This is a genomic window from Psychrobacillus sp. OK028, assembly GCF_900103605.1.
GTDB lineage: Bacteria > Bacillota > Bacilli > Bacillales_A > Planococcaceae > Psychrobacillus.
Genome location: NZ_FNHY01000008.1, coordinates 1 through 22668, shown reverse-complemented (window position 1 = coordinate 22668; position 22668 = coordinate 1). Strand labels below are relative to the sequence as shown.

Annotated in this window: 21 protein-coding genes; 8 read left to right on the top strand and 13 right to left on the bottom strand. The window is 34.9% G+C overall.

Translation table 11 applies throughout. The features are described from left to right. Positions 1 to 69: 69 nt before the first annotated feature. Both BLR36_RS13690 and BLR36_RS13685 read right to left on the bottom strand, forming a co-directional pair. Positions 70 to 270, bottom strand: a complete 201-nt coding sequence (locus tag BLR36_RS13690; RefSeq protein ID WP_093062316.1) for a DUF951 domain-containing protein — start codon at positions 268 to 270, stop codon at positions 70 to 72. Between the two features lie 39 nt (positions 271 to 309). After that, positions 310 to 1128 carry a mechanosensitive ion channel family protein gene (locus BLR36_RS13685; RefSeq protein ID WP_093062315.1) on the bottom strand — a complete coding sequence of 273 codons (819 nt, stop codon included), beginning with the start codon at positions 1126 to 1128 and terminating at the stop codon, positions 310 to 312. 78 nt (positions 1129 to 1206) lie between these two features. Between BLR36_RS13685 and yyaC the strand changes: the two genes are divergently transcribed. Then, on the top strand, positions 1207 to 1806 hold the full coding sequence (gene yyaC, locus BLR36_RS13680; RefSeq protein WP_093062314.1) for a spore protease YyaC: 600 nt from the start codon (positions 1207 to 1209) through the stop codon (positions 1804 to 1806). Here yyaC and BLR36_RS13675 read toward each other — a convergent pair. The 11 genes from BLR36_RS13675 to rpmH all read right to left on the bottom strand — a co-directional run bounded on the left by BLR36_RS13675 (position 1762) and on the right by rpmH (position 11631). Next, complete coding sequence (locus BLR36_RS13675; protein WP_093062313.1) at positions 1762 to 2466, bottom strand: DUF554 domain-containing protein; 705 nt, start codon at positions 2464 to 2466, stop codon at positions 1762 to 1764. The genes yyaC and BLR36_RS13675 overlap by 45 nt on opposite strands. Positions 2467 to 2532: 66 nt before the next feature. Then, positions 2533 to 3375, bottom strand: a complete 843-nt coding sequence (locus BLR36_RS13670) for a ParB/RepB/Spo0J family partition protein (RefSeq protein WP_093062312.1) — start codon at positions 3373 to 3375, stop codon at positions 2533 to 2535. Further along, positions 3368 to 4129, bottom strand: coding sequence for a ParA family protein (locus BLR36_RS13665; protein WP_093062311.1), 762 nt, complete (start codon positions 4127 to 4129; stop codon positions 3368 to 3370). The genes BLR36_RS13670 and BLR36_RS13665 overlap by 8 nt, the downstream gene beginning before the upstream one ends. A 136-nt stretch (positions 4130 to 4265) precedes the next feature. Next, on the bottom strand, positions 4266 to 5135 hold the full coding sequence (gene noc / locus BLR36_RS13660; protein ID WP_093062310.1) for a nucleoid occlusion protein: 870 nt from the start codon (positions 5133 to 5135) through the stop codon (positions 4266 to 4268). Positions 5136 to 5226: 91 nt separating this feature from the next. Further along, positions 5227 to 5943: a 16S rRNA (guanine(527)-N(7))-methyltransferase RsmG gene (gene rsmG, locus BLR36_RS13655; protein ID WP_093062309.1), complete on the bottom strand. Its 717-nt coding sequence runs from the start codon at positions 5941 to 5943 to the stop codon at positions 5227 to 5229. A 23-nt stretch (positions 5944 to 5966) separates the two neighbouring features. After that, complete coding sequence (mnmG, locus tag BLR36_RS13650) at positions 5967 to 7856, bottom strand: tRNA uridine-5-carboxymethylaminomethyl(34) synthesis enzyme MnmG (RefSeq protein ID WP_093062308.1); 1890 nt, start codon at positions 7854 to 7856, stop codon at positions 5967 to 5969. Positions 7857 to 7878: 22 nt separating this feature from the next. Then, on the bottom strand, positions 7879 to 9264 hold the full coding sequence (mnmE, locus tag BLR36_RS13645) for a tRNA uridine-5-carboxymethylaminomethyl(34) synthesis GTPase MnmE (RefSeq protein ID WP_093062307.1): 1386 nt from the start codon (positions 9262 to 9264) through the stop codon (positions 7879 to 7881). 237 nt (positions 9265 to 9501) lie between these two features. Next, positions 9502 to 10251, bottom strand: coding sequence for an RNA-binding cell elongation regulator Jag/EloR (jag, locus tag BLR36_RS13640; RefSeq protein WP_093062306.1), 750 nt, complete (start codon positions 10249 to 10251; stop codon positions 9502 to 9504). Then, positions 10248 to 11018, bottom strand: a complete 771-nt coding sequence (yidC, locus tag BLR36_RS13635) for a membrane protein insertase YidC (protein ID WP_093062305.1) — start codon at positions 11016 to 11018, stop codon at positions 10248 to 10250. Before yidC ends, jag begins: the two co-directional genes overlap by 4 nt. Before the next feature lie 67 nt (positions 11019 to 11085). Continuing rightward, positions 11086 to 11433 (bottom strand): ribonuclease P protein component, encoded by a 348-nt coding sequence (gene rnpA, locus BLR36_RS13630; RefSeq protein ID WP_093062304.1) that lies wholly within the window; start codon positions 11431 to 11433, stop codon positions 11086 to 11088. 63 nt (positions 11434 to 11496) lie between these two features. Beyond that, positions 11497 to 11631 (bottom strand): 50S ribosomal protein L34, encoded by a 135-nt coding sequence (gene rpmH / locus BLR36_RS13625; protein WP_053591131.1) that lies wholly within the window; start codon positions 11629 to 11631, stop codon positions 11497 to 11499. 514 nt (positions 11632 to 12145) lie between these two features. Here rpmH and dnaA point away from each other — a divergent pair. The 7 genes from dnaA to BLR36_RS13590 all read left to right on the top strand — a co-directional run bounded on the left by dnaA (position 12146) and on the right by BLR36_RS13590 (position 22199). Further along, positions 12146 to 13489 (top strand): chromosomal replication initiator protein DnaA, encoded by a 1344-nt coding sequence (dnaA, locus tag BLR36_RS13620; protein WP_093062303.1) that lies wholly within the window; start codon positions 12146 to 12148, stop codon positions 13487 to 13489. A 173-nt stretch (positions 13490 to 13662) separates the two neighbouring features. Continuing rightward, positions 13663 to 14799: a DNA polymerase III subunit beta gene (gene dnaN, locus BLR36_RS13615; RefSeq protein ID WP_093062302.1), complete on the top strand. Its 1137-nt coding sequence runs from the start codon at positions 13663 to 13665 to the stop codon at positions 14797 to 14799. Positions 14800 to 14899: 100 nt separating this feature from the next. Then, positions 14900 to 15127: a S4 domain-containing protein YaaA gene (gene yaaA / locus BLR36_RS13610; RefSeq protein WP_093062512.1), complete on the top strand. Its 228-nt coding sequence runs from the start codon at positions 14900 to 14902 to the stop codon at positions 15125 to 15127. A 1-nt stretch (position 15128) separates the two neighbouring features. After that, positions 15129 to 16244, top strand: a complete 1116-nt coding sequence (recF, locus tag BLR36_RS13605; protein WP_093062301.1) for a DNA replication/repair protein RecF — start codon at positions 15129 to 15131, stop codon at positions 16242 to 16244. Positions 16245 to 16503: 259 nt separating this feature from the next. Further along, complete coding sequence (gyrB, locus tag BLR36_RS13600; RefSeq protein WP_175454091.1) at positions 16504 to 18426, top strand: DNA topoisomerase (ATP-hydrolyzing) subunit B; 1923 nt, start codon at positions 16504 to 16506, stop codon at positions 18424 to 18426. A gap of 27 nt (positions 18427 to 18453) precedes the next feature. Then, positions 18454 to 20970, top strand: coding sequence for a DNA gyrase subunit A (gene gyrA, locus BLR36_RS13595; protein ID WP_093062299.1), 2517 nt, complete (start codon positions 18454 to 18456; stop codon positions 20968 to 20970). Positions 20971 to 21092: 122 nt separating this feature from the next. Further along, entirely contained in the window at positions 21093 to 22199 is a 1107-nt protein-coding gene (locus BLR36_RS13590) for an HD-GYP domain-containing protein (protein ID WP_093062298.1), read from the top strand. The last annotated feature ends 469 nt before the right edge of the window (positions 22200 to 22668 follow it).

Below are 22668 nucleotides of genomic sequence, written 5' to 3'. Positions count from 1 at the left end.
ATTTTCAACCAAGTTTCACTTTATATACAACTTGTTCATTATATTGATTTTAGAGGTAAAAGTCTATCATTACTCAGCATTAGCTTGTACAATAAGCCTTTTCATCTTTTTTTCAAATTCTTTTCTAGGTATCATCACACTGTGCTGGCATCCTTCACATTTGATACGGATATCTGCCCCCATACGAATGATTTTCCAAGCATTTGTTCCACATGGATGTTGTTTTTTCATTTCTACAATGTCGTTTAACTGAAATTGTTTTTTCTCCATTCTATCACCTACTTATTTTCTTTAGTAAAAATTAATGACTCATGAAATTTTAATGCCTTTTTGTTCAAGAAACTCTATTAAATCTCTTCTAATTTTTCTAGCAACAATGTTTTGTTTCGTTGGTATAGTCTCAGCGGTGAATCGTACAACTATTTCAGATGCATCAAAACTTTGGACACCTAGATAACTAGGTGTTTTAACAAGATCTTCGTACTTGTTAGGTAATTCTTCAAGAAATTCCTTCATGTTTTTTTCCATAGATGGAATATCATTTTCAGGTGCAACACTAATATCTATTAACGCCAGCGAGTTATAAATGGAATAGTTTATGACAACTAGAATGCTACCATTCGGAATTATGTGAAGTTCCCCTGTATAACTTTTCACTTTTGTTGTACGTAAACCTATTTCCTGTACAATTCCGTTGGCTGTCCCTATCTGTACTTGATCCCCCACGGCAAATTGATCTTCAAAGATTATAAAAAATCCAGTAATAACATCCTTCACTAAACTTTGAGCACCAAAACCAACTGCTAGACCAACAATCCCTGCACCTGCTAGCAATCCGGCCACTCGAATACCAAAAGTAGTCAAAATAGCTATAATAGCACTAAAATAAACAACATAAGTTAAAACATTTTGAAGAAGCTTTAGTAATGTGTTTTGTCTTCGTTCTGAATATCCTAAAGGACTCCTCTGTCTGACTAAGAAAACCTTTTGTATAATGTGTTTACCAATTCTTATCGTAAGAGCAGTTACTATTAAAATAATGATTACTTTAATAACTATGAGCCCAAGTTGAACCCAAGTCTCTTCTTTAAATAAATAATCCTTCCAACTTTGAATCATTGCTTCCATATAACTTCTTTCCACCTCACTTGAATAAATAATTTCCTAGATGCATATACTGGCTTTAAAAAGAAAGTGAGTAATTATATGAACTCTTATGCTACTACTATTACCGAACCTTCTACTATTTATTATAAGGAAACAGGTGTAATTTGGCGATTAAGTAACTTCTTTATAGAACAAATACCATTTGACCATCCAAATCTAGTATTTTGTTGTATTGGTACTGATCGTTCTACTGGCGATGCGCTAGGACCGATGACCGGTTCTTTCTTAACCCAGCTTAAGTCATTTCCATTTGAAATTATAGGTACCTTAGATAATCCTTTGCATGCACTTAATATTGAAGAAATTACAGATACTCTTCGCAAATCTTCTACAGCTCCCTATATCATAGCTATAGATGCTTGCTTAGGAAATGCAAACAATATTGGACAAATTATTGTCCATCCTGGTCCATTGTATCCTGGTAAAGCAGTAAAAAAAGAATTACCACCTATCGGAGAAGTCTCTATTAAAGCAATTGTTAATATTGGCGGTTTCATGGAATATAATGTTTTGCAAAGTACTCGCCTTCATCTCACTTACGAAATGGGGAGAGTGATCTCTCGTTCACTACTATTAGCGTGGCATCGTTACAATTTAAAAGTTATAAATAATAGCAACAGCAATGCCGACGATAACTAAACTTGGCAGTAGATTCGCTACCCTTATTTTTGTTATCCCCAAAAGGTTAAGTCCAATTGCAATAATCATAATACCACCAGTAGCTGTCATCTCTTGTAGAAACAATTCAAGGGCAGCTTCTGGTATTATTTTTGTAATTTGAGTAGCAAACAATGCAATCGATCCTTGATAAATTGCTACGGGAATTGCAGAGAAAAGCACTCCTATCCCCAGAGTTGCAGATAACACGATAGAGGTAAAGCCATCTATTATCCCTTTACTAATTAATAGCTCATGGTCATTTTGTAATCCACTGTTGAGAGCTCCTAATACTCCCATTGCTCCTATGACGAATATTAATGTACCTGCAACAAACCCCTGTGCGATACCCCCTCCTTGCTTTTTAGATCCCATTTTAGTTTCTAAATACTGAGCAAATCGATTTAACCATTTATCTAAATCAATCCACTCACCTAATACTCCCCCTAAAACAATACTAATAATAACTAATACAAAATTATTACTTTCTAATCCCATTTGAATACCTAACAAAGCAACCGCTATGCCTATTGCATTCATAACTGTTTGCTTCATATTTTCCGGAATTCCTTTTAATAATCTTCCTATTAATGCACCTATTACTATTAATACAGCATTGACCAATGTCCCTAACAAAACCATTTCTATGCCTCATTCCAATTTATAAAAATATAACCTATTCCTAGGCATGGCCTAAGGAATAGGTTCTTAATCTTCTAACAATTGTAATATTCGTTCTAAATCATCATCGGAATAAAACTCTATTTCGATTTTACCTTTGTCCTTATTTTTAATAATTGAAACGGGAGTTCCAAATATTTCTCTAAGCTCTGATTCTTTTTCTTTAGTAAAAATGTCTTTTTGAACTTTCTTTGTTTCACGTGGAACATTTTCGTTTAAACGTTGAACTAAAGCCTCTAGTTGTCTAACGTTCAAGTTTTCTTTAATAGTCTTTTGCATAATTAACGGTATAGACTTTTTCTTCTTTAACCCAAGAAGAGCTTTTCCGTGTCCCATAGTTAAAATACCATCTGAGATTGCATCTCTAACAACAGGAGGTAAAGATAGTAAACGAATATGGTTTGCAATATGTGGTCTGCTTTTTCCTAATCTAAAAGCAAGTTGTTCTTGTGTTAAGTTTAAATTCTCTATTAAGTTTTGATATGCCTCAGCTTCTTCAATAGCTGTCAAATCTTCTCTTTGCAGGTTTTCAAGAATTGCAATTTCCATCATCTGTTGGTCATTAAGTTCTCTTATTACTGCAGGAATTACTTCTAAATTGGCTAACTGAGATGCTCTAAATCTTCTTTCTCCTACAACAATTTCAAACTTCGAACCTTTTTTCCTCAAAATGATGGGCTGCAGTACGCCGTGTTCCTTAATAGATTCAGAAAGTTCTTTCATAGCTTCTTCATCAAATATTTTACGAGGTTGAAAAGGGTTTGGCTTGATATCGGTTATGAAAATTTGTTCAACCTGTTCTAATTGGTCTAAATCTAAATCTTCTCCTGGGAAAAGTGCATTAATACCCTTTCCTAATCCTTTAGCCATTACGAATCACTTCCTTCGCTAGTTCTAAGTATACTTCTGCTCCTCTAGACTTCGGATCGTAAATAATAATAGGTTCCCCATGACTTGGTGCCTCACTAAGTCGAACATTTCTAGGTATAATTGTCTTGTATACTTTATCTTGAAAATACTTTTTTACTTCTTCAATTACTTGAATACCTAAATTTGTGCGAGCATCAAACATTGTAAGTAACACTCCATCGATAGCGAGGTTTTTATTTAAATGCTTTTGAACTAAACGTATTGTACTTAATAATTGACTTAAACCTTCTAAAGCATAAAACTCACATTGTACTGGAATAATAATTGCATCAGAAGCAGTTAATGAATTAATGGTCAATAACCCTAAAGATGGTGGACAATCTATAACAATATAATCATAAAGATCTTGCACTTCCTGTAATGCTCTTTTTAAGCGAACTTCTCTGGAAATGGTAGATACTAATTCTATCTCTGCACCAGCCAAGGAAATAGTAGCCGGAACTATATGTAAATTCTCTACTTTTGTTTCTAGAATAGTTTCTTTGACATGTACGTCATCAATGAGCACATCATAAATACATTGCTGAACCTCACCTTTATTAACTCCTACTCCACTCGAAGCATTTCCTTGTGGATCTATATCAACTAGTAATACTTTCTTCCCCAAGTATGCAAGACAGGCACTTAAATTTACGGATGTAGTTGTCTTCCCTACCCCACCTTTTTGATTGGCGATTGCTATAATTCTTCCCACTCTTGCACCTACTTTCTAGCTATATTAATTGCCACTATTATATTCTATCAAATTTCGAATGAGAAATGGGTGATATTCTTGTTACAAAAGAAAAACTCTCGCAATTTTTATGCGAGAGTTGAAATAAGATAGTATTTTATGATTTCTTTTTAGGTATTTTTACGGTAATTTGATAAAATTCTTCAGTATCTTCTTCTTCGGTTTTAATATTAATACCACTTTTAGTAACCATCGATAAAGATTGTTTAATTGTATTTAATGCAATACGCACATCTTTACTTATTACTTTTCGTTTTGACTTATCTTTTTTTCCATTTTTCTCAGGTGGGTTAATGATTTCATTAACCTTTTCTTCTAGTTGTTTCACATTCCACTGTTTTTCAATAGCCATATTCATAAGATCTATTTGTGTCTCTATTTCTTTAATAGGCATTAAAGCGCGAGCATGTCTTTCGGAAAGTTCTTTTTTCATAATAGCTTCTTGAACTTCTTGAGGTAACTTTAGTAATCTCAGTTTATTCGCAACTGTAGACTGTCCCTTACCTAGACGTTGTGCTAATGCTTCTTGAGTTAGTTCGTGTAATTTCAATAATTTTTGATAAGCAACGGCCTCTTCTATAGCTGTTAGTTCTTCTCGCTGTAAATTTTCTATTAGAGCAATAGAAGCCGTTTCTTTGTCACTTAAATTACGGATTATTGCTGGAACCTCGGTCCACTTTAATTTGGTCATCGCTCTAAAGCGACGCTCTCCAGCAATTATCTCGTATTTTTCATCATCCATTTTTCGGATAATGATTGGTTGAATCACACCATGAGTATGAATGGTTCTTGCTAGTTCTTCTATTTTATCGTCATCAAAAACAGTCCTCGGTTGGTATCTGTTAGGGACTATTTTCTCAATTGCTATATTTAAAACTTCTTCTAAATGATTTTGCCTTGGCTCAATCATTTCATCCTGTCCCTGTTTTTCAGAACTACCAAAAAAACGTGAAAACGGACTTTTCATCTTACTCGCACCACCTTTTCGAAACTCTATACACAAAATATTCACGGTTAATATTATTATACATTAAATGTTTCACGTGGAACGTTCCTCATTAAATAATTGGTGTTTTGTTTGGAATACCTGGTTTTCGAGGGTATCTTTTCGGTGTGCTTTTAGTTTTAGAAAAGACATACAACGTTCTTTCACTATTTTCTATTGGTAACAGAAAAGAATAATCTGCAGTCTTTTCTGCACCTAAAACAGATAACGCTTTTGAAGCATCCTTAAGTTCATCTGAAGCACTAGCAGCTTTCATCGCTATAAATTTCCCTCCAACTTTTACTAAAGGAAGACAAAGTTCAGATAACACGGAAAGTCTTGCAACAGCTCTTGCAGTAACGATATCATAATTTTCTCTATATTCCTTATTTTGCCCAAAGTCTTCTGCACGGGAATGAACAAAATGAACATTTGTTAAACCAAGTTCTTGACTTAGGTGAGTTAAAAATTGAATTCGTTTATTTAATGAGTCTACAATTGTGACACTTAAATTAGGAAAACAAATTTTTAGAGGAATACTAGGAAAACCGGCTCCAGCCCCAACATCACAAAGAGTGTATTCTCCTGTTAAATCTTCATAAAAAGAAGCACTAATGGAATCGAAAAAATGCTTTAAATATACGGATGCTTCATCAGTTATTGCTGTTAAATTCATTTTTTCGTTCCATTCCACTAGTAGCCTAAAATAAGTTTGAAATTGTTCTATTTGTGTATTACTCAAATCTATTCCTTGTTCATGAAGGGCTTGTACAAATTGTTCTTCGTTCATGTAGTTCTCCTTATCATTTAAGACTATCCAGTGACTTTAGCAATTTTTCCTTGTTCAATATATATAAGAAGAATAGAAATATCAGCTGGATTAACTCCTGAAATACGGGATGCTTGGGCAATTGATAACGGACGAACTTCCATCAGTTTTTGTTTTGCCTCTGTAGCAATACCATTGATCGCATTATAATCAATATTGTCAGGGATTTTTTTGTCTTCCATTTTTTTAAGTTTTTCTACTTGCTGAAGAGATTTTTCAATATACCCTTCATATTTAACCTGTATCTCAACTTGTTCTTTTTCTTCTAGTGATAATTCTACCTCAGGTGGTGATAATTGAACTACTAAATCATAGTTCATTTCAGTTCTTTTTAATAGATCGGCTGCACGAATTCCATCTTTCAATTCGCTTCCATCCACACTTCGGATTAAAGCTTGAGTTGTTTCATTTGGTTTTATCATAGTCGAACGTAAACGAACTAACTCATCTTCTATTCTTTTCTTTTTCTCTAAAAATTTATTATACCGTTTTTCTGGAACTAATCCAATTTCGTATCCAACTTCTAAAAGTCTTAAATCGGCATTGTCGTGACGAAGTAATAAGCGATATTCTGCACGAGAAGTAAGTAAACGATAAGGTTCATTTGTTCCTTTCGTTACTAAGTCATCGATTAATACACCTATATATGCATCTGATCTACTTAACACTTTTTCTTCTTTCTTTAGTGCTCGTAGACCTGCATTTATCCCTGCCATCAATCCTTGACCAGCTGCTTCTTCATAACCAGAAGTCCCATTGATTTGACCAGCTGTATATAAATTTTTAACTTTTTTCGTTTCTAATGTAGGCCATAACTGTGTCGGTACCATTGCATCATACTCAATGGCGTATCCAGCACGCATCATTTCGGCATTTTCAAGTCCAGGAACAGATGCTATAAGCAGACGTTGCACATGCTCTGGCAAACTTGTAGATAATCCTTGAACATATACTTCACGTGTATTTCTTCCCTCTGGCTCTAAGAAGATTTGATGACGTGGCTTATCGTTAAAGCGAACTACTTTGTCTTCAATTGACGGACAATATCTTGGTCCTGTACCTTTAATCATACCAGAATACATCGGTGATAAATGTAGATTTTCATTTATAATTTGATGTGTGGTTTCGCTTGTATATGTTAGCCAGCATGGTAATTGATCCATAATGAATTCTGTTGTATCAAAACTGAAAGCTCTTGGAACGTCATCCCCTGGTTGGATTTCTGTTTTGCTATAATCGATTGTTTTACTATTTACTCGTGGTGGAGTCCCTGTTTTAAACCGAACTAGATCAAATCCTAAATCACGAATACTGTCCGCTAATTTTATAGATGGCTGCTGATTATTTGGTCCACTTGAGTATTTCAAGTCACCGATAATAATTTCACCACGCAAGAAAGTTCCAGTTGTTATAACGACTGTTTCTGCACGATAAACTGCTCCGACCTGTGTTACTAGCCCTACAATTTGATCGTTTTCCACTATTAATTCTTCTACAACTGCCTGATGAACCGTTAAGTTATCTTGTTCCTCTAAAAGACGTTTCATCTCATGCTGGTATAATACTTTATCTGCTTGTGCACGTAATGCTCGAACAGCTGGTCCTTTCCCTGTGTTCAGCATTCTCATTTGAATATGTGTTTTGTCTATAACTTTTCCCATGGCCCCGCCAAGCGCGTCTATTTCACGCACAACAATTCCTTTTGCAGGTCCTCCGATGGATGGATTACAAGGCATAAATGCAATCATATCAAGATTAATTGTTAGAACTAACGTTTTTGCACCCATTTTAGCAGCTGCTAATGCTGCTTCTACGCCTGCATGTCCTGCTCCAACAACAATCACATCGAACTTGCCTGCTTCAAACTTCGGCATGTTCGTAACTTCCTCTCATTTTTTATTTTCCTAAACAGAATTGTGAAAATAGCTGATCAATCAAGCTTTCTTCTACAGTTTCTCCAGTTATTTCACCTAAAATTTCCCACGTTCTTGTAACATCTATTTGTATCATATCTACAGGCACATTACTTTGTGCTGCTTCTAAGGCATCTGTAATTGTCGATTTTGCTAAAGTTAACAATGATATATGACGAGCATTTGAAACATAAGTCAAATCACCTGCTTCAATTGTACCTTCAAAGAATAAAGAGGCAATTGATTCTTCTAACTCATCGATCCCTTCTTCTTGTAGCAGAGATGTGGTCACAATACGTTTTTGACCAGATAAATTTCTTACTTCATCTATATTAATTTTTGTTGGTAAATCTGTCTTATTAATAATAATGATATAGTCCATACCTTCAATTGCTTCTAACAATCTTCGGTCTTCTATCGTTAAAGGCTCAGCGCTATTTAAGACAAGCAATATTAAATCAGCTTCCTTAAGCACCTGCCTAGATTTTTCTACTCCAATTCTTTCTACTATATCTTCTGTTTCTCGAATACCGGCTGTATCTACTAATTTTAATGGAACTCCGCGCACGTTAACGTACTCTTCTATGATATCTCTTGTGGTTCCTGCAATATCGGTCACAATTGCTTTATTTTCTTGTATTAAACTATTTAAAAGGGACGACTTCCCCACGTTTGGTCTTCCTATAATTGCCGTCGATAACCCTTCTCTTAGTATTTTACCTTGGGAAGATGTTAGCAGTAATTTGTCTATTTCTTCTCTAACCCAAGTACATTTTTCGATCATAAGTGGCAGTGTCATTTCTTCTACATCATCGTATTCAGGATAATCTATATTTACTTCAACTTGAGCCAAAGTCTCTAAGAGTGCTTGCCTCAATGTTGCAATAAGTCTCGATAAACGACCTTCCATTTGGCCTAAAGCAACGTTCATAGCTTTGTCTGTTTTTGCTCTTATTAAATCCATTACAGCTTCCGCTTGAGACAAATCGATTCTCCCGTTTAAAAAAGCCCGTTTAGTAAACTCACCTGGTTCTGCAAGTCTGGCACCGTTTGTCAATACTAACTGTAATACTCGATTGACAGATACTAGTCCTCCATGGCAGTTTATCTCAATTACATCTTCTCTTGTAAACGTTTTTGGACCCTTCATTAAGGATAACATCACTTCCTCAACAACCTCATCTGTTTTTGGGTCAACTAAATGTCCATAATGAATAGTATGAGAACTCTGGTTAAATAACTCTTTTCCGTTTGGTGAACGGAATATTTTGTTTGCTATTGCTATTGCACTAGAACCACTTAGTCTCACTATTGCAATGGCACCTTCTCCCATTGGAGTCGAAATAGCAGTTATTGTATCAAATTCCATAGGTGTCCACCTCCTTACAAATCCATGCTTATCCACATGTGTATAACTAAAACGCACACGACTATCTAACATATAACAATACCATAAAACAACGAAAATCAGAAGTATAGATACTTTTACATATATGAATAAAAATACCTAAACTTAGAGCTTGGATAAATTATTAATAAAACTAACTTGCGAAATAGCAAGAAAAACGGACTTCAGTATTTTACATAGCTGAAATCCGTTAAAAAGTTATTTAATTGGTTCGATTACTAGATAGCGATTTGGATCTGTTCCCACTGAGTATGTTTCAATATCTACTCGTACAGACAATGCGTTATGAATTATTTTACGTTCAAATGAAGACATCGGTTCAAATTCTACTTTGTTGCCTGTTCGGATTGCTTTGTCTGCCATTCTTTCTGCTAGCTGCTCCAGAGACTCTTGTCTTCGTTCGCGGTAATTACCAACATCTAATTTAATGATAATAAAGGAGTTAGAAAATTTATTGGCAACTAGCTGTGATAAATTCTCTAAAGCATTTAGTGTTTGTCCACGCTTCCCTATTAACATAGCAGCTTTTTCGCTATTTAGGTGAAGATGAATAAACTTTCCTTCTCTTTTCTCATTAATAACTAAATCATCAATATTCATTTCTTTTGCAATCTCAATTATATAGCTTTTTGTTTCTTCTACTGCTTGTTCATTCGTTTCTATACTAGTAGGTTCTTCTTCCATAACCGACTCATGTGCGACTGTCTTTTCGAAAGCGGTTATTTCTTCAACTATAACTTGTTCTTCTGCTTGTTCTACTTTTACTTCTGGTTCTTTTTTCAAAACAGTTACTTCAACAACTGCAGGTTTCATACCAAATCCAAGAAAACCTTTTTTACCTGCTTCCACTACCTTAATTGTCACGTCGTCTCGTGTTACGCCAAGCTTTTCAAGTGCAACTGTTATAGCTTCTTCTTTTGTAGGTGCAGTTTGTGTAATCTGATTCATTTTTTTGGTCCTCCCGTTTTAACAGGTTCTGTTTTTGGTTTGTTCCAAGGCTTATAAATGAATAAATTTTGAATGATAGAAATAATATTTCCAATAACCCAATACAAAGTTAATGCTGCAGGTAATACGATACCAAATCCAATGATCATAAATGGCATAATATACATCATCAGTTTCATTTGGGGATTATCCATTGCTGGACCAGTACGTAAAACGATCAATTGCATAAGACCTGCCAAAATAGCTAGAGTAATACTTGGTTCCGCTAGTGCAAAGCCTAGAAAATCACCTAGATTAATTTCTGGCGTATTGTTCATACGACTAATGGCGTGATAGAAACCTATTAATATCGGCATTTGAACAAAAACTGGTAAACAACCAGCAGCTGGATTAACTCCTTTTTCTTTAAATAGGGCCATCATTTCTTGTTGATATTTTTGCTGCGTAACAGCATCTTTAGAGCTATATTTTTCTTTTAACTTCTTTAATTCAGGTTGAACTTCTTGCATATTTTTAGAGCTTTTCGTTTGTTTAATCATTAATGGTAGGATTGCTAAACGAATAATAATCGTTACGACAATAATACCCAGTCCATAAGTTCCTAATAATTCTTTAAAGTACGTAATTGCTGATACTAATGGCCATACGATGTATTCATTCCAAAATCCTTTTGAATTATCGTAGATTGGCTCGTTAAATTCTGTACATCCTGCAAGCAATGCAGTAGTCACTATTAATAATAGTACAAGTGATAAACGTTTATTCAACCTTCTTCCCCCTAATATGTCTTATATATATCTCTTCGTTTTATCTTACCATTTCTTTAAAAAGTTACTACTTACTTTTCCTATTTAAGACTTTAGCTACTTTTAAAACATGTTCTAAACTTTTTTTGGTTTCATGATAGTCTAACTTGGCCGCCGGATTTCTGGCGATAATAATATAGTCCATGTTCGGAAATACTTGATCATGTATTTCAAGGAAGGTTTGTCTAATATATCGTTTAATACGGTTGCGAACTACTGCATTCCCAACTTTTTTACTGACAGATAATCCAACTCGATAATAATCTTCTTCTTTATTTAAACAGTAAACAACAAATTGTCTGTTCGCAAAGGACTTGCCCTTTTTGAAAATTGTTTGGAACTCTGCATTCTTTTTAATACGTTGTTTTTTGTTCATCTTCTCACCAGCTCCAACTAATCGTTTTAAAAGAAAAAAAGACCACTGAAATGGTCAGTGGACTTATGCTGATAACACTTTTCTTCCTTTAGCACGACGGGCTGCAAGTACGCGGCGACCGTTTTTAGTACTCATACGTGCGCGGAAACCGTGATTTTTGGCACGTTTACGTGTATTTGGTTGGAATGTACGTTTCATCTATATGACACCTCCTGAGTGATCATCTTCAATCTTCCTAAGACAGTCTCCGATATTATATATAAAATACAGGGCTTTTGTCAATTACTTTTAATAATTATTATCTCTCATAAAAAAATAGTTATCCACAATAAAGAGTGAATCTTTTTTAAGTGTTGTGTATAATAAAATTCACTCAAAAATTATCCACAATACTTATGAACATATTTTTCACATATTATTCTATTGTGGACAACTTATAATGTTAATAATTAAATAATTGTGGATAACCCTTAAATCTCTTGTAATTTCAATGTTATTTTGTTAAGATACTTGTGTTTTACTTTTTCAAAAATATTTAACTCAATTTTCTTATCCACAATTGTTAGTAATCTGTGGATAAGTTTATTCCCATAACTTTATAAAGTTTATCCACAATCGGTGGATTTGTGTATATGTCGAATTTTGTCATACATATTTTATTTTATTGAAAAAGAGTTTAACGACTAAATCTACAGTAAAGGAGACTAGATAATTGGAACATTTAGAAGAACTTTGGGCTAAAGTTCTCTCTGAAGTAGAAAAGAAAACATCTAAACCAAGTTTTGAAACTTGGCTGAAGTCGACGAAACTACTTTCTTATAAAGGAGAAACTGTCACGATAGCTGCGCCCAATTCATTTGCTAGGGATTGGCTAGAAAATCATTATGTTCACCTAATAGCTGGTATTTTAACTGAGTTAACCGGTAACGAACTGCTTATATCATTTGTCGTACCTAAAAATATCGATATCGATGATTTCGACATTCCTAAACCAAAAACCCCTGCAAATAACGGAGATCAACCAGATTTTTCACCAGGGATGTTAAATTCTAAAAATACATTCGATACATTTGTCATTGGATCTGGTAATCGCTTCGCTCATGCAGCATCTTTAGCTGTAGCCGAAGCACCTGCAAAAGCCTATAACCCACTTTTCATATATGGAGGAGTTGGATTAGGAAAAACCCACTTAATGCATGCGATTGGTCACTATGTACAAGAACACAATCCAAATGCTAAAGTGGTTTATTTATCTTCAGAGAAGTTTACAAATGAGTTCATAAACTCTATTAGAGATAATAAAGCTGTCAATTTCCGCAATAAATATAGAAATGTAGATGTTCTATTAATAGATGATATTCAGTTCCTTGCAGGAAAAGAATCAACTCAAGAAGAATTTTTCCATACTTTTAATGCCCTGCATGAGGAATCAAAGCAAATTGTCATTTCTAGTGACCGTCCACCTAAAGAAATTCCTACTTTAGAAGATCGTTTACGTTCTCGCTTCGAATGGGGATTAATAACAGATATTGCACCACCAGATTTAGAAACTCGTATTGCTATTTTGCGTAAAAAGGCCCGTGCCGATGGATTAGATATATCTGATGATGTAATGGCATATATAGCAAATCAAATAGATTCCAATATACGTGAACTAGAAGGTGCTCTTATTCGTGTAGTTGCCTATTCTTCACTTATTAATAAGGACATTAATATTGACTTGGCTGCAGAGGCTCTTAAAGATATCCTGCCAAATGCTCGTCCGAGAATTATTACGATTTTAGATATCCAAAAGGTAGTTGGGGAGCATTTCCATATTAGGTTAGAAGATTTTGTCGCTAAAAAACGCACAAAGTCAATTGCATTTCCACGACAAGTTGCAATGTATCTTTCAAGAGAGTTAACTGATTTTTCGTTACCAAAAATCGGGGAAGAGTTTGGTGGACGTGACCACACAACTGTTATTCATGCTCATGAAAAAATATCCAAAATGTTAAAAGAAGATACAAATCTTCAAGATGACGTAAAACAAATTAAATCTATTCTGGGTAGATAAAAAGAGTTTGTGGATAAACGCTTAGTTTACTAGATTACTTAAACACAACTTATACACATGTGGACAAGTAACTCTAAGTAAAGGAAAAAAGACTTATCAACATATCCACAAGCCCTAGTACTATATCTATTATTCTTTTAAATAATTAATAATTATATAAGTGAGGTATAAAAATGAAATTCGAAGTAATGAGAGATAGTTTATTAGAAGGATTAAGTGATGTTATAAAAGCAGTAAGTTCCAAAACAACAATTCCAATTCTTACTGGATTAAAGTTAGAAGTAACTAATAAAGGACTTTATATTACTGGTAGTGATTCAGATATTACTATTCAAACTTTTATACCTGTTGAAATAAATGGAGAACAAGTTATCAGTATTACTGAACCAGGCTCTATCGTTTTACAGGCAAGAGTATTTAATGAGATTGTACGTAAGTTACCAACAAATGATGTTGAAATTGAAGTAACCAATCAATTCCAAACTCATATTAGATCAGGTAAATCAGAATTTAATTTAATTGGATTGGATGCATCAGAATATCCATTGCTGCCTCAAATAGAAGAGGATAGACAGTTCTTTATTCCATCTGATTTACTCAAATCTATTATTAAAGAAACTGTATTTGCTGTATCTACTTCAGAAAGTCGTCCAGTTCTTACAGGTGTCAATTGGCAGGTTAAAGAAGGAGAACTACACTGTATAGCAACTGATAGTCATCGATTGGCGAAAAGAAAAACAGCTATTAAGGATTTGCCAGAAGGAGAATACAGTATAGTAGTTCCTGGGAAAAGCTTAAATGAATTAAATAAAATTTTAGAAGAAACATCATCAGAAGTAGCAATTGTGATGACTCAACAACAAGTTTTATTTAAAACAGGTAACGTACTATTCTACTCGCGCTTATTAGAGGGTAATTATCCAGATACGTCAAGATTAATCCCTAGTGAAAACAAAACAACTATTTTGGTGAATAGTAAATCTTTATTGCAAGCCATTGACAGAGCCTCTTTACTTGCTCGTGAAGAAAGAAACAATGTCGTACGCTTTTCCACTTTGGGTAATGGATTTATAGAAGTGTCTTCTAACTCTCCGGAGATCGGGAATGTAGAAGAACAAATTCAAGCGGAAGAAATAGTCGGGGAAGAATTAAAAATTTCATTCAGCGCCAAATATATGATGGATGCATTAAAAGCTATTGATGGTCAAGATGTGAAGATTTTATTCACAGGTGCTATGAGACCATTTATTTTGAAATCTGTTCATGACGATTCAATATTGCAACTAATTTTACCAGTAAGAACTTACTAATATGTTAAGGATAGTCACGTTTGTGGCTATCTTTTTTACTTATTTCGTTATTTGGGGTAAAATGAAGGGATAATGATTAGGAGAAGAGGTTGAATTATTGTTGGAAGAAATTCGATTTGACTCAGAATTTATAACACTTGGGCAATTATTAAAAATGACAGATGCAATTAGCTCCGGTGGAATGGCCAAATGGTTTTTGAGTGAGCATGAGGTATATGTGAACGGAGAAGTGGATCAAAGACGAGGTCGTAAACTACGTCATAATGATGTCGTAAACATCCCGGAAGTAGGAAGATTTAAACTGGTTGGACCTGAGAACGGGGATTGATATGTATATTGAACGGTTAGAGTTAAAAGATTTCCGTAATTACGATTCAATTGAGATGAAATTTTCCTCTAAAATCAATGTGCTAATAGGTGAAAATGCACAAGGCAAAACAAATTTAATGGAATCTCTCTATGTATTATCCATGGCAAAATCTCATAGAACTTCTAATGATAAAGAATTGATACGTTGGGAAGCAGACTATGGTAAAATAAGAGGGGATATACAAAAAAAATATGGTCATTTGCCTTTAGAATTAATTCTTTCAAAAAAAGGAAAAAAAGCTAAAGTAAACCATTTAGAGCAAACCCGTTTAAGCGATTATATAGGTCAGCTGAATGTAGTAATGTTTGCGCCAGAAGATTTATATTTAGTAAAAGGAAGTCCACAAGTGAGAAGACGATTTCTTGATATGGAAATCGGTCAAATTTCCCCTATCTATTTACATGATTTACTTCATTTTCAAAAAATAATGAAGCAGCGAAATCATATTTTAAAACAACATCAAGGTAAGCCTATGTTAAATGATGTGATGTTCGATGTTTATACAGAACAATATATAGATGCAGCAGTAAAAGTGATACAAAAAAGATTTCATTTTATGCAATTATTACAACAATGGGCGGAACCAATTCACTTTGGAATCTCTAGAGGTCTAGAGAAATTGCGAATTACCTATAATTCCACTACCGGCATTCAACCAGAGTGGTCCTCAAACGAAATGAAAAATCATCTTGAAAAAAAGATAGCAGATAGTCAAAATAGAGAACTCTACCGAGGTGTATCCTTAATCGGTCCACATCGCGATGATTTGCAATTCTTTGTAAATGACTATGACGTTCAAACTTATGGATCTCAAGGACAGCAGCGTACTACTGCATTATCTTTGAAGCTCGCTGAAATCGAATTAATAAAACAGGAGGTTGGTGAATCTCCTGTTTTATTACTGGATGACGTACTATCAGAATTAGATGACTATCGACAATCTCACTTGTTAAATACAATTCAAGGAGATGTCCAAACGTTTGTAACGACCACAAGTGTTGAAGGAATAGCACATGAGACTATTCAACAAGCAGAATTGTTTCATGTGGAACAAGGTGCAGTAAAAGATAAATAAATAAGTCAATTTCATAATTCCTAAATATATTTAAAAACACGAATGTTTACTTTATATCTTAGTTTTTTATTCGTTTTAAAAAAAGATTCTTCAGCGGCAACAGCATGAGCCCGCGGAAAAAGTTTGCCTAGAGCAGAAATCAGTGTTGTTAGGATTTCACTAATAAGAGTACGTTTTTATGAAAATGATTCAAATAGTCAAAGTTATTAAATGAATCTCCATTATTGAATGAATGAAAGAGTGGGTGAGCAAGTTGGCAATGGAAGAAAAAGATCTAAATCAGTCTTATGATGCCGATCAGATACAAGTATTAGAAGGACTAGAAGCTGTTCGAAAACGTCCTGGGATGTATATTGGTACAACAAGTTCAAAAGGCCTTCATCATCTTGTTTGGGAAATTGTCGATAATAGTATTGATGAAGCATTAGCAGGGCACTGCGACCATATTATTGTTACTATCGAAAAAGATGATTGGATCCGAGTAGAAGATAATGGCCGTGGCATACCAGTTGATAATCAAGAAAAAATGGGCAAACCAGCAGTAGAGGTAATTATGACTGTTCTACATGCAGGTGGTAAATTTGGAGGCGGCGGATATAAAGTATCCGGAGGACTACATGGTGTTGGTGCCTCAGTTGTAAACGCCCTATCCGAATATACAGAAGTATATGTAAAACGTGATGAAAAAATTCATGTGATTAAATTTGAGCGTGGAGCAGTGTCGGCTCCTCTAGAAATTATTGGAGAAACAGATGTTACTGGAACAACTACTAGATTTAAGGCAGACGCTGAGATTTTCACGGAAACTACTGTGTACGAGTATGAGATTCTTGAACATCGTGTGCGTGAACTAGCGTATTTAAATCGTGGGTTATCTATAACACTTGCAGATGAAAGAGAAGGAAAAGAGAAAACGGTTAAATACTACTACGAGGGTGGTATTAAATCGTACGTTGAAGATTTAAATGAATCCAAAGAGCCTATAACAGAAGAAGCTATATTTGTTGAAGGGGAAAAGGATGGAATTTCTGTAGAGATTGCTATGCAATATAATTCAGGGTACTCTTCCAATATTTTATCTTTTGCTAATAATATTAGTACTTACGAAGGTGGAACACATGAATCTGGCTTCAAAACTGCATTAACTCGTGTCATAAATGACTATGCAAGAAAGAATGGTTTATTAAAAGAGGCAGATACCAATTTATCTGGGGACGATGTAAGGGAAGGTTTAACTGCAATTGTTTCCATAAAGCATCCAGATCCTCAATTTGAGGGACAAACAAAAACAAAATTAGGTAACTCCGAAGTTAGCCCTATTACTAATAGTCTTTTTTCTGAAGGTTTTGACCGATTTTTATTAGAAAATCCGCAAATTTCAAGAAAAATAGTAGAGAAAGGCTTGATGGCTGCTAGAGCTCGCGTTGCTGCTAAAAAAGCACGTGAATTTACACGTCGTAAATCGGCATTAGAGGTATCTAGCCTACCTGGTAAATTAGCAGACTGCTCTTCTCGTGTTCCTGCAGAAAGTGAATTGTATATCGTAGAGGGTGACTCGGCTGGTGGTTCTGCTAAATCTGGTCGTGACCGTCATTTCCAAGCAATACTGCCTTTGCGTGGTAAGATTCTGAATGTCGAAAAAGCCCGTTTAGATCGAATTTTAGGAAATGCAGAGATTCGCGCGATGATCACGGCACTTGGAACTGGTATTGGAGAAGAGTTTACTTTAGAAAAAGCACGTTATCATAAGATTATTATTATGACTGATGCGGACGTCGATGGTGCACATATTCGGACATTATTACTTACATTCTTCTTCCGTTTTATGAGACCATTAATTGAAGCTGGTTTTGTATATGCAGCTCAGCCACCTTTATATCAAGTGAAACAAGGGAAGCATGTAGAGTATTGCTATAATGACGAACAATTAAAAGAAATTCTAGACCGTTTACCTAAAACTTCAAAACCAAATATTCAACGTTATAAAGGTTTAGGAGAAATGGATGCAGATCAGCTATGGGAAACAACTATGGACCCGGAACAACGCACATTACTACAAGTAAATTTAGATAATGCAATGGAAGCGGATAAGGTCTTTGAACAACTAATGGGTGAGGAAGTAGAACCAAGACGTCTCTTCATCGAAGAAAATGCTGTATACGTGAAAAACTTAGATATTTAAGAATGTGTGTGACTGGAGGTCTTTAGGATGTCAGAAATACCGAATAAAGGCGTAAAGGGAATCAATATTAGTACAGAAATGAGAACCTCATTTTTAGACTATGCGATGAGTGTTATTGTATCCCGTGCCTTACCAGACGTTCGTGACGGGCTAAAGCCTGTACATCGTCGAATTTTATATGGTATGCAAGAGTTGGGCAATACGCCTGATAAACCTCATAAAAAATCGGCTCGTATTGTAGGAGACGTAATGGGGAAATACCATCCACATGGTGACTCATCTATTTATGATGCAATGGTACGTATGGCGCAGGATTGGAGCTACCGCTACATGTTAGTAGATGGACATGGTAACTTCGGTTCCGTGGATGGCGATGGAGCAGCAGCAATGCGTTATACAGAATCCAGAATGTCTAAAATTGCAATGGAATTATTGCGTGATATTAACAAAAACACAATAGATTACAAAGATAACTATGATGGACAAGAAAAAGAGCCTGTTGTATTACCAAGTAGATTTCCTAACTTACTTGTAAATGGAGCTTCAGGAATTGCAGTTGGTATGGCTACGAATATTCCATCTCATAATTTAGGAGAAGTAATTGACGGAGTATTGGCTTTAGCTGAAAATCCTGCAATTACACTTGAAGAACTGATGTCTATTATACCCGGACCTGATTTTCCAACAGGTGGGATAATTTTAGGACGAAGTGGTATTCGTCGTGCGTATGAAACAGGTAGAGGATCTATATTAATTCGTGCGAAAGTAGAAATTGAAGTTAAATCAAGTGGTAAAGAAGTTATTATTGTAAAAGAATTACCATTCCAAGTAAATAAAGCACGCTTAATAGAAAAAATTGCGGAGTTAGTACGCGATAAAAAGATAGATGGCATTACCCACTTGGCAGATGAATCTGACCGTAATGGAATGCGAATTGTTATTGAAGTACGGAAGGATGCAAATTCTCACGTATTATTAAATAACTTATATAAACAAACTGCATTACAATCAAGCTTCGGGGTTAATATGCTTGCATTAGTAGACAATCAACCCAAAGTCTTGAACATAAAAGAAATGCTCTATCATTACTTAGAACATCAAAAAGTGGTAATACGTCGTCGTACCCAGTTTGAACTGAACAAAGCGGAAGACCGCGCACATATTTTAGAAGGACTTCGAATTGCTTTAGATCATATTGATGAAATTATCAAGTTAATCCGAGCTTCACAAACAGGTGAAGAAGCAAAAAATGGATTGATGGAGTCATTCAATTTATCCGAAAGACAAGCTCAAGCAATTTTAGATATGCGATTACAACGTTTAACTGGTTTAGAACGAGATAAAATTGAAGAAGAATATCAAAACTTAATGAAATTAATTGAAGAACTTAAATTCATTTTGGCAAATGAGTATCGGGTAGTTGAAATCATAACAGAAGAAATTACCGAAATAAAAGATCGCTATGCAGACAAACGTCGAACGGAAATTGTTGCTGGAGGAGCAGAAGTATTAGAGGATGAAGATTTAATCCCGGTAGAAAACTCTGTTCTTACTTTAACAAACAAAGGCTACATTAAACGTTTACCTGCTAATACGTATAAGAGTCAAAAAAGAGGCGGTCGTGGTGTTCAAGGGATGGGTACAAACGAAGACGACTTTGTTGAGCATCTATTGTACACATCAACACATGATACAATTCTCTTCTTTACAAACAAAGGTAAAGTTTATCGAGCTCGAGGATTTGAGATCCCAGAGTATGGTCGTACAGCTAAAGGATTACCGATTATAAATCTTTTAGGTATAGAAAAAGATGAGCACATCACAGCAATGATTCCGATGGCATCGTTTGAAGAAGATAAATACTTTATCTTCACAACTAAGCACGGGGTAACTAAGCGCTCGCCTGTAACTGGATTTGCACATATCCGTGCGAATGGATTAATTGCTATTTCCTTACGTGAAGATGATGAACTGATTGCTGTTCGTCTAACTGATGGTAGCAAGCAGATTATTATTGGTACACGTCAAGGAAAATTGGTTCGATTCGAAGAAACAGACATACGCTCCATGGGTAGAACTGCTGGAGGAGTAAGAGGTATTCGTCTGAAGGATGATGACTATGTAGTCGGCATGGAAATTATCGAGCCAGATCAAGAGATATTAGTTGTTACTGAAAATGGATACGGAAAGCGTACTCCAGAATCTGAATATCGTTTACAAACTCGCGGTGGTATGGGAGTGAAAACTTGTCATATTACAGACAAAAACGGTCCTTTAGCAGCTGTTAAAGCTGTTGGGGGTACAGAAGACTTGATGCTCATTACGATTAACGGCATGCTGATCCGTATGGATGTAAATGATATTTCTATAACAGGTCGTAGTACACAGGGTGTTCGTTTAATGAGATTAGCAGAGGATGAGATAATCTCCACTGTAGCAAAAGTTGAAAAAGAAGAAGATGAGAATGTAGAAGCTGAAGACAATCTAGAAGAAAGTTCTACAAATGACATCGATTCATCAACAACAGAAGAACAAACCGAATAAAAACAATAAACACCTTTCCATTTTGGGAGGGTGTTTTTACTTTTTAGTTAGTTTTTTTACATATACTTTCCATGTGAATATTTAGTATAATTAAAGAAATATTTGGAAAAGGGGAATACTAAATGAGCCAAACCCTCATCAACTTAGAGGAATTGAAATTGGGCGCAATAATCGCGGAAGATATATTAGTTAATACTAATTCACCTATCATTCATAAAGAGTCAAAGGTAACTAGAGAGCTTATTCAAGTTTTGCGAGCTTTTAATATAACAAAAGTACCTGTGGCCCTAGAAAATGTTTTTAATAGATCAGAGGAAGAGATTAAAAAGTTAACCGAAGATAAAGAGGTATTAATTCAAAAAGAAGAAAAAACGATAGTTAATACTAGTTTTGTACAATTATATAAAGAGGCCGTAGATAGTTTCTATAAAGAGTTTGTAAGCTGGGAAGCTGGTATGAAAGTAGATGTGGCGAAGTTACGGAATATAATCATGCCTCTAGTCGAAAAAGCAATGATAGAAAAACAAGTATTTTCTCTGTTAAATATGTATTCCATGATGGATAAATATATTGCACATCATTCAATAGCTGTGGGAATTATTTCAGGTGCTATAGCTAAAAAGTTAAATTTTTCATCTGGTCAAATAACACAAATGGCTACTGCTGGTTTGATGGCTGATATAGGTATGGCAAAAGTAGATCCGAAAATACGAGAAAAAAAATCTGCTTTAACAGAATCCGACTTTTCAGAGGTAAAAAAACATACTATTTACAGCTTTCAAATGATTAAAGATAGTCCTTTACTAAAACCTGAGATGAAATTAGCAATCTTCCAACATCATGAACGTCTAGATGGGAGTGGCTACCCAAAAAGCGATAAAATGAATGATGTTTCTGTTTATGCTCAAATTATTGCTGTAGCAGATGTCTACCATGCGATGACATCAGAACGTATTTATCGTGCTAAAAGCTCTTCTTTTAAAGTATTAGAAATGATTCGAGAAGAAGGGTTTGGACAGTTTAATATAGAAGTAGTAAACAAATTAATAGAATTAGTAGGGTCTCTTCCTATTTCAACTAGTGTACTTCTATCATCAGGAGAAAAAGGAGAAGTAGTTTTCTTACATAGAGATTCTCCAATGCGTCCAATGATTCGATTATCAGACAGTGGGCAAATAATAGATTTAGCTGCGAAAAGATCCATTCACATAGAGAGCGTTATTAGTTAATTAAGTTAAGATGCTGGGACAAAACCCATAAACAAAATCGATTTCCGGTCCAGGGACACCTTCCGGGGCAAGGTCGGATCCTGTAGACACAGGCTTCGTGCTGTTCCCCGAGGAGTCAATCTTCTACTACAATCAATTTATAAAGTATCGAATCTGTATGTAGATTTAGGCTAGATTCTATAAATTTATACCTCTATCCCAGCTTCTTAATATTATTTTCAATTAAAGTGTTGACATATCCCTGAGAACTTGATAATATATAGAAGTCGCCAAAACGACATAACAACAACATGAACATTGAAAACTGAACATGCAAAACGTTAAGACATAAAGCTATCTGCTAACTTAGTTAGTTTGATAGCAAAACAATTTTTGACATCATTTAATGATGATGCCAGCAAAACAAAATGAGCTTTTTAAGTTCTCTATTATGGAGAGTTTGATCCTGGCTCAGGACGAACGCTGGCGG

What these genes read in the sequence shown, in the direction of transcription:
- noc (WP_093062310.1), bottom strand. Translation starts at nt 5,135, where the DNA reads ATGAAAAGTCCGTTTTCACGTTTTTTTGGTAGTTCTGAAAAACAGGGA.
- rsmG (WP_093062309.1), bottom strand. Translation starts at nt 5,943, where the DNA reads ATGAACGAAGAACAATTTGTACAAGCCCTTCATGAACAAGGAATAGAT.
- gyrA (WP_093062299.1), top strand. Translation starts at nt 18,454, where the DNA reads ATGTCAGAAATACCGAATAAAGGCGTAAAGGGAATCAATATTAGTACA.
- yyaC (WP_093062314.1), top strand. Translation starts at nt 1,207, where the DNA reads ATGAACTCTTATGCTACTACTATTACCGAACCTTCTACTATTTATTAT.
- mnmG (WP_093062308.1), bottom strand. Translation starts at nt 7,856, where the DNA reads ATGCCGAAGTTTGAAGCAGGCAAGTTCGATGTGATTGTTGTTGGAGCA.
- rnpA (WP_093062304.1), bottom strand. Translation starts at nt 11,433, where the DNA reads ATGAACAAAAAACAACGTATTAAAAAGAATGCAGAGTTCCAAACAATT.
- BLR36_RS13590 (WP_093062298.1), top strand. Translation starts at nt 21,093, where the DNA reads ATGAGCCAAACCCTCATCAACTTAGAGGAATTGAAATTGGGCGCAATA.
- dnaN (WP_093062302.1), top strand. Translation starts at nt 13,663, where the DNA reads ATGAAATTCGAAGTAATGAGAGATAGTTTATTAGAAGGATTAAGTGAT.
- rpmH (WP_053591131.1), bottom strand. Translation starts at nt 11,631, where the DNA reads ATGAAACGTACATTCCAACCAAATACACGTAAACGTGCCAAAAATCAC.
- BLR36_RS13685 (WP_093062315.1), bottom strand. Translation starts at nt 1,128, where the DNA reads ATGGAAGCAATGATTCAAAGTTGGAAGGATTATTTATTTAAAGAAGAG.
- BLR36_RS13690 (WP_093062316.1), bottom strand. Translation starts at nt 270, where the DNA reads ATGGAGAAAAAACAATTTCAGTTAAACGACATTGTAGAAATGAAAAAA.
- recF (WP_093062301.1), top strand. Translation starts at nt 15,129, where the DNA reads ATGTATATTGAACGGTTAGAGTTAAAAGATTTCCGTAATTACGATTCA.
- BLR36_RS13675 (WP_093062313.1), bottom strand. Translation starts at nt 2,466, where the DNA reads ATGGTTTTGTTAGGGACATTGGTCAATGCTGTATTAATAGTAATAGGT.
- jag (WP_093062306.1), bottom strand. Translation starts at nt 10,251, where the DNA reads ATGAATCAGATTACACAAACTGCACCTACAAAAGAAGAAGCTATAACA.
- gyrB (WP_175454091.1), top strand. Translation starts at nt 16,504, where the DNA reads ATGGAAGAAAAAGATCTAAATCAGTCTTATGATGCCGATCAGATACAA.
- mnmE (WP_093062307.1), bottom strand. Translation starts at nt 9,264, where the DNA reads ATGGAATTTGATACAATAACTGCTATTTCGACTCCAATGGGAGAAGGT.
- BLR36_RS13670 (WP_093062312.1), bottom strand. Translation starts at nt 3,375, where the DNA reads ATGGCTAAAGGATTAGGAAAGGGTATTAATGCACTTTTCCCAGGAGAA.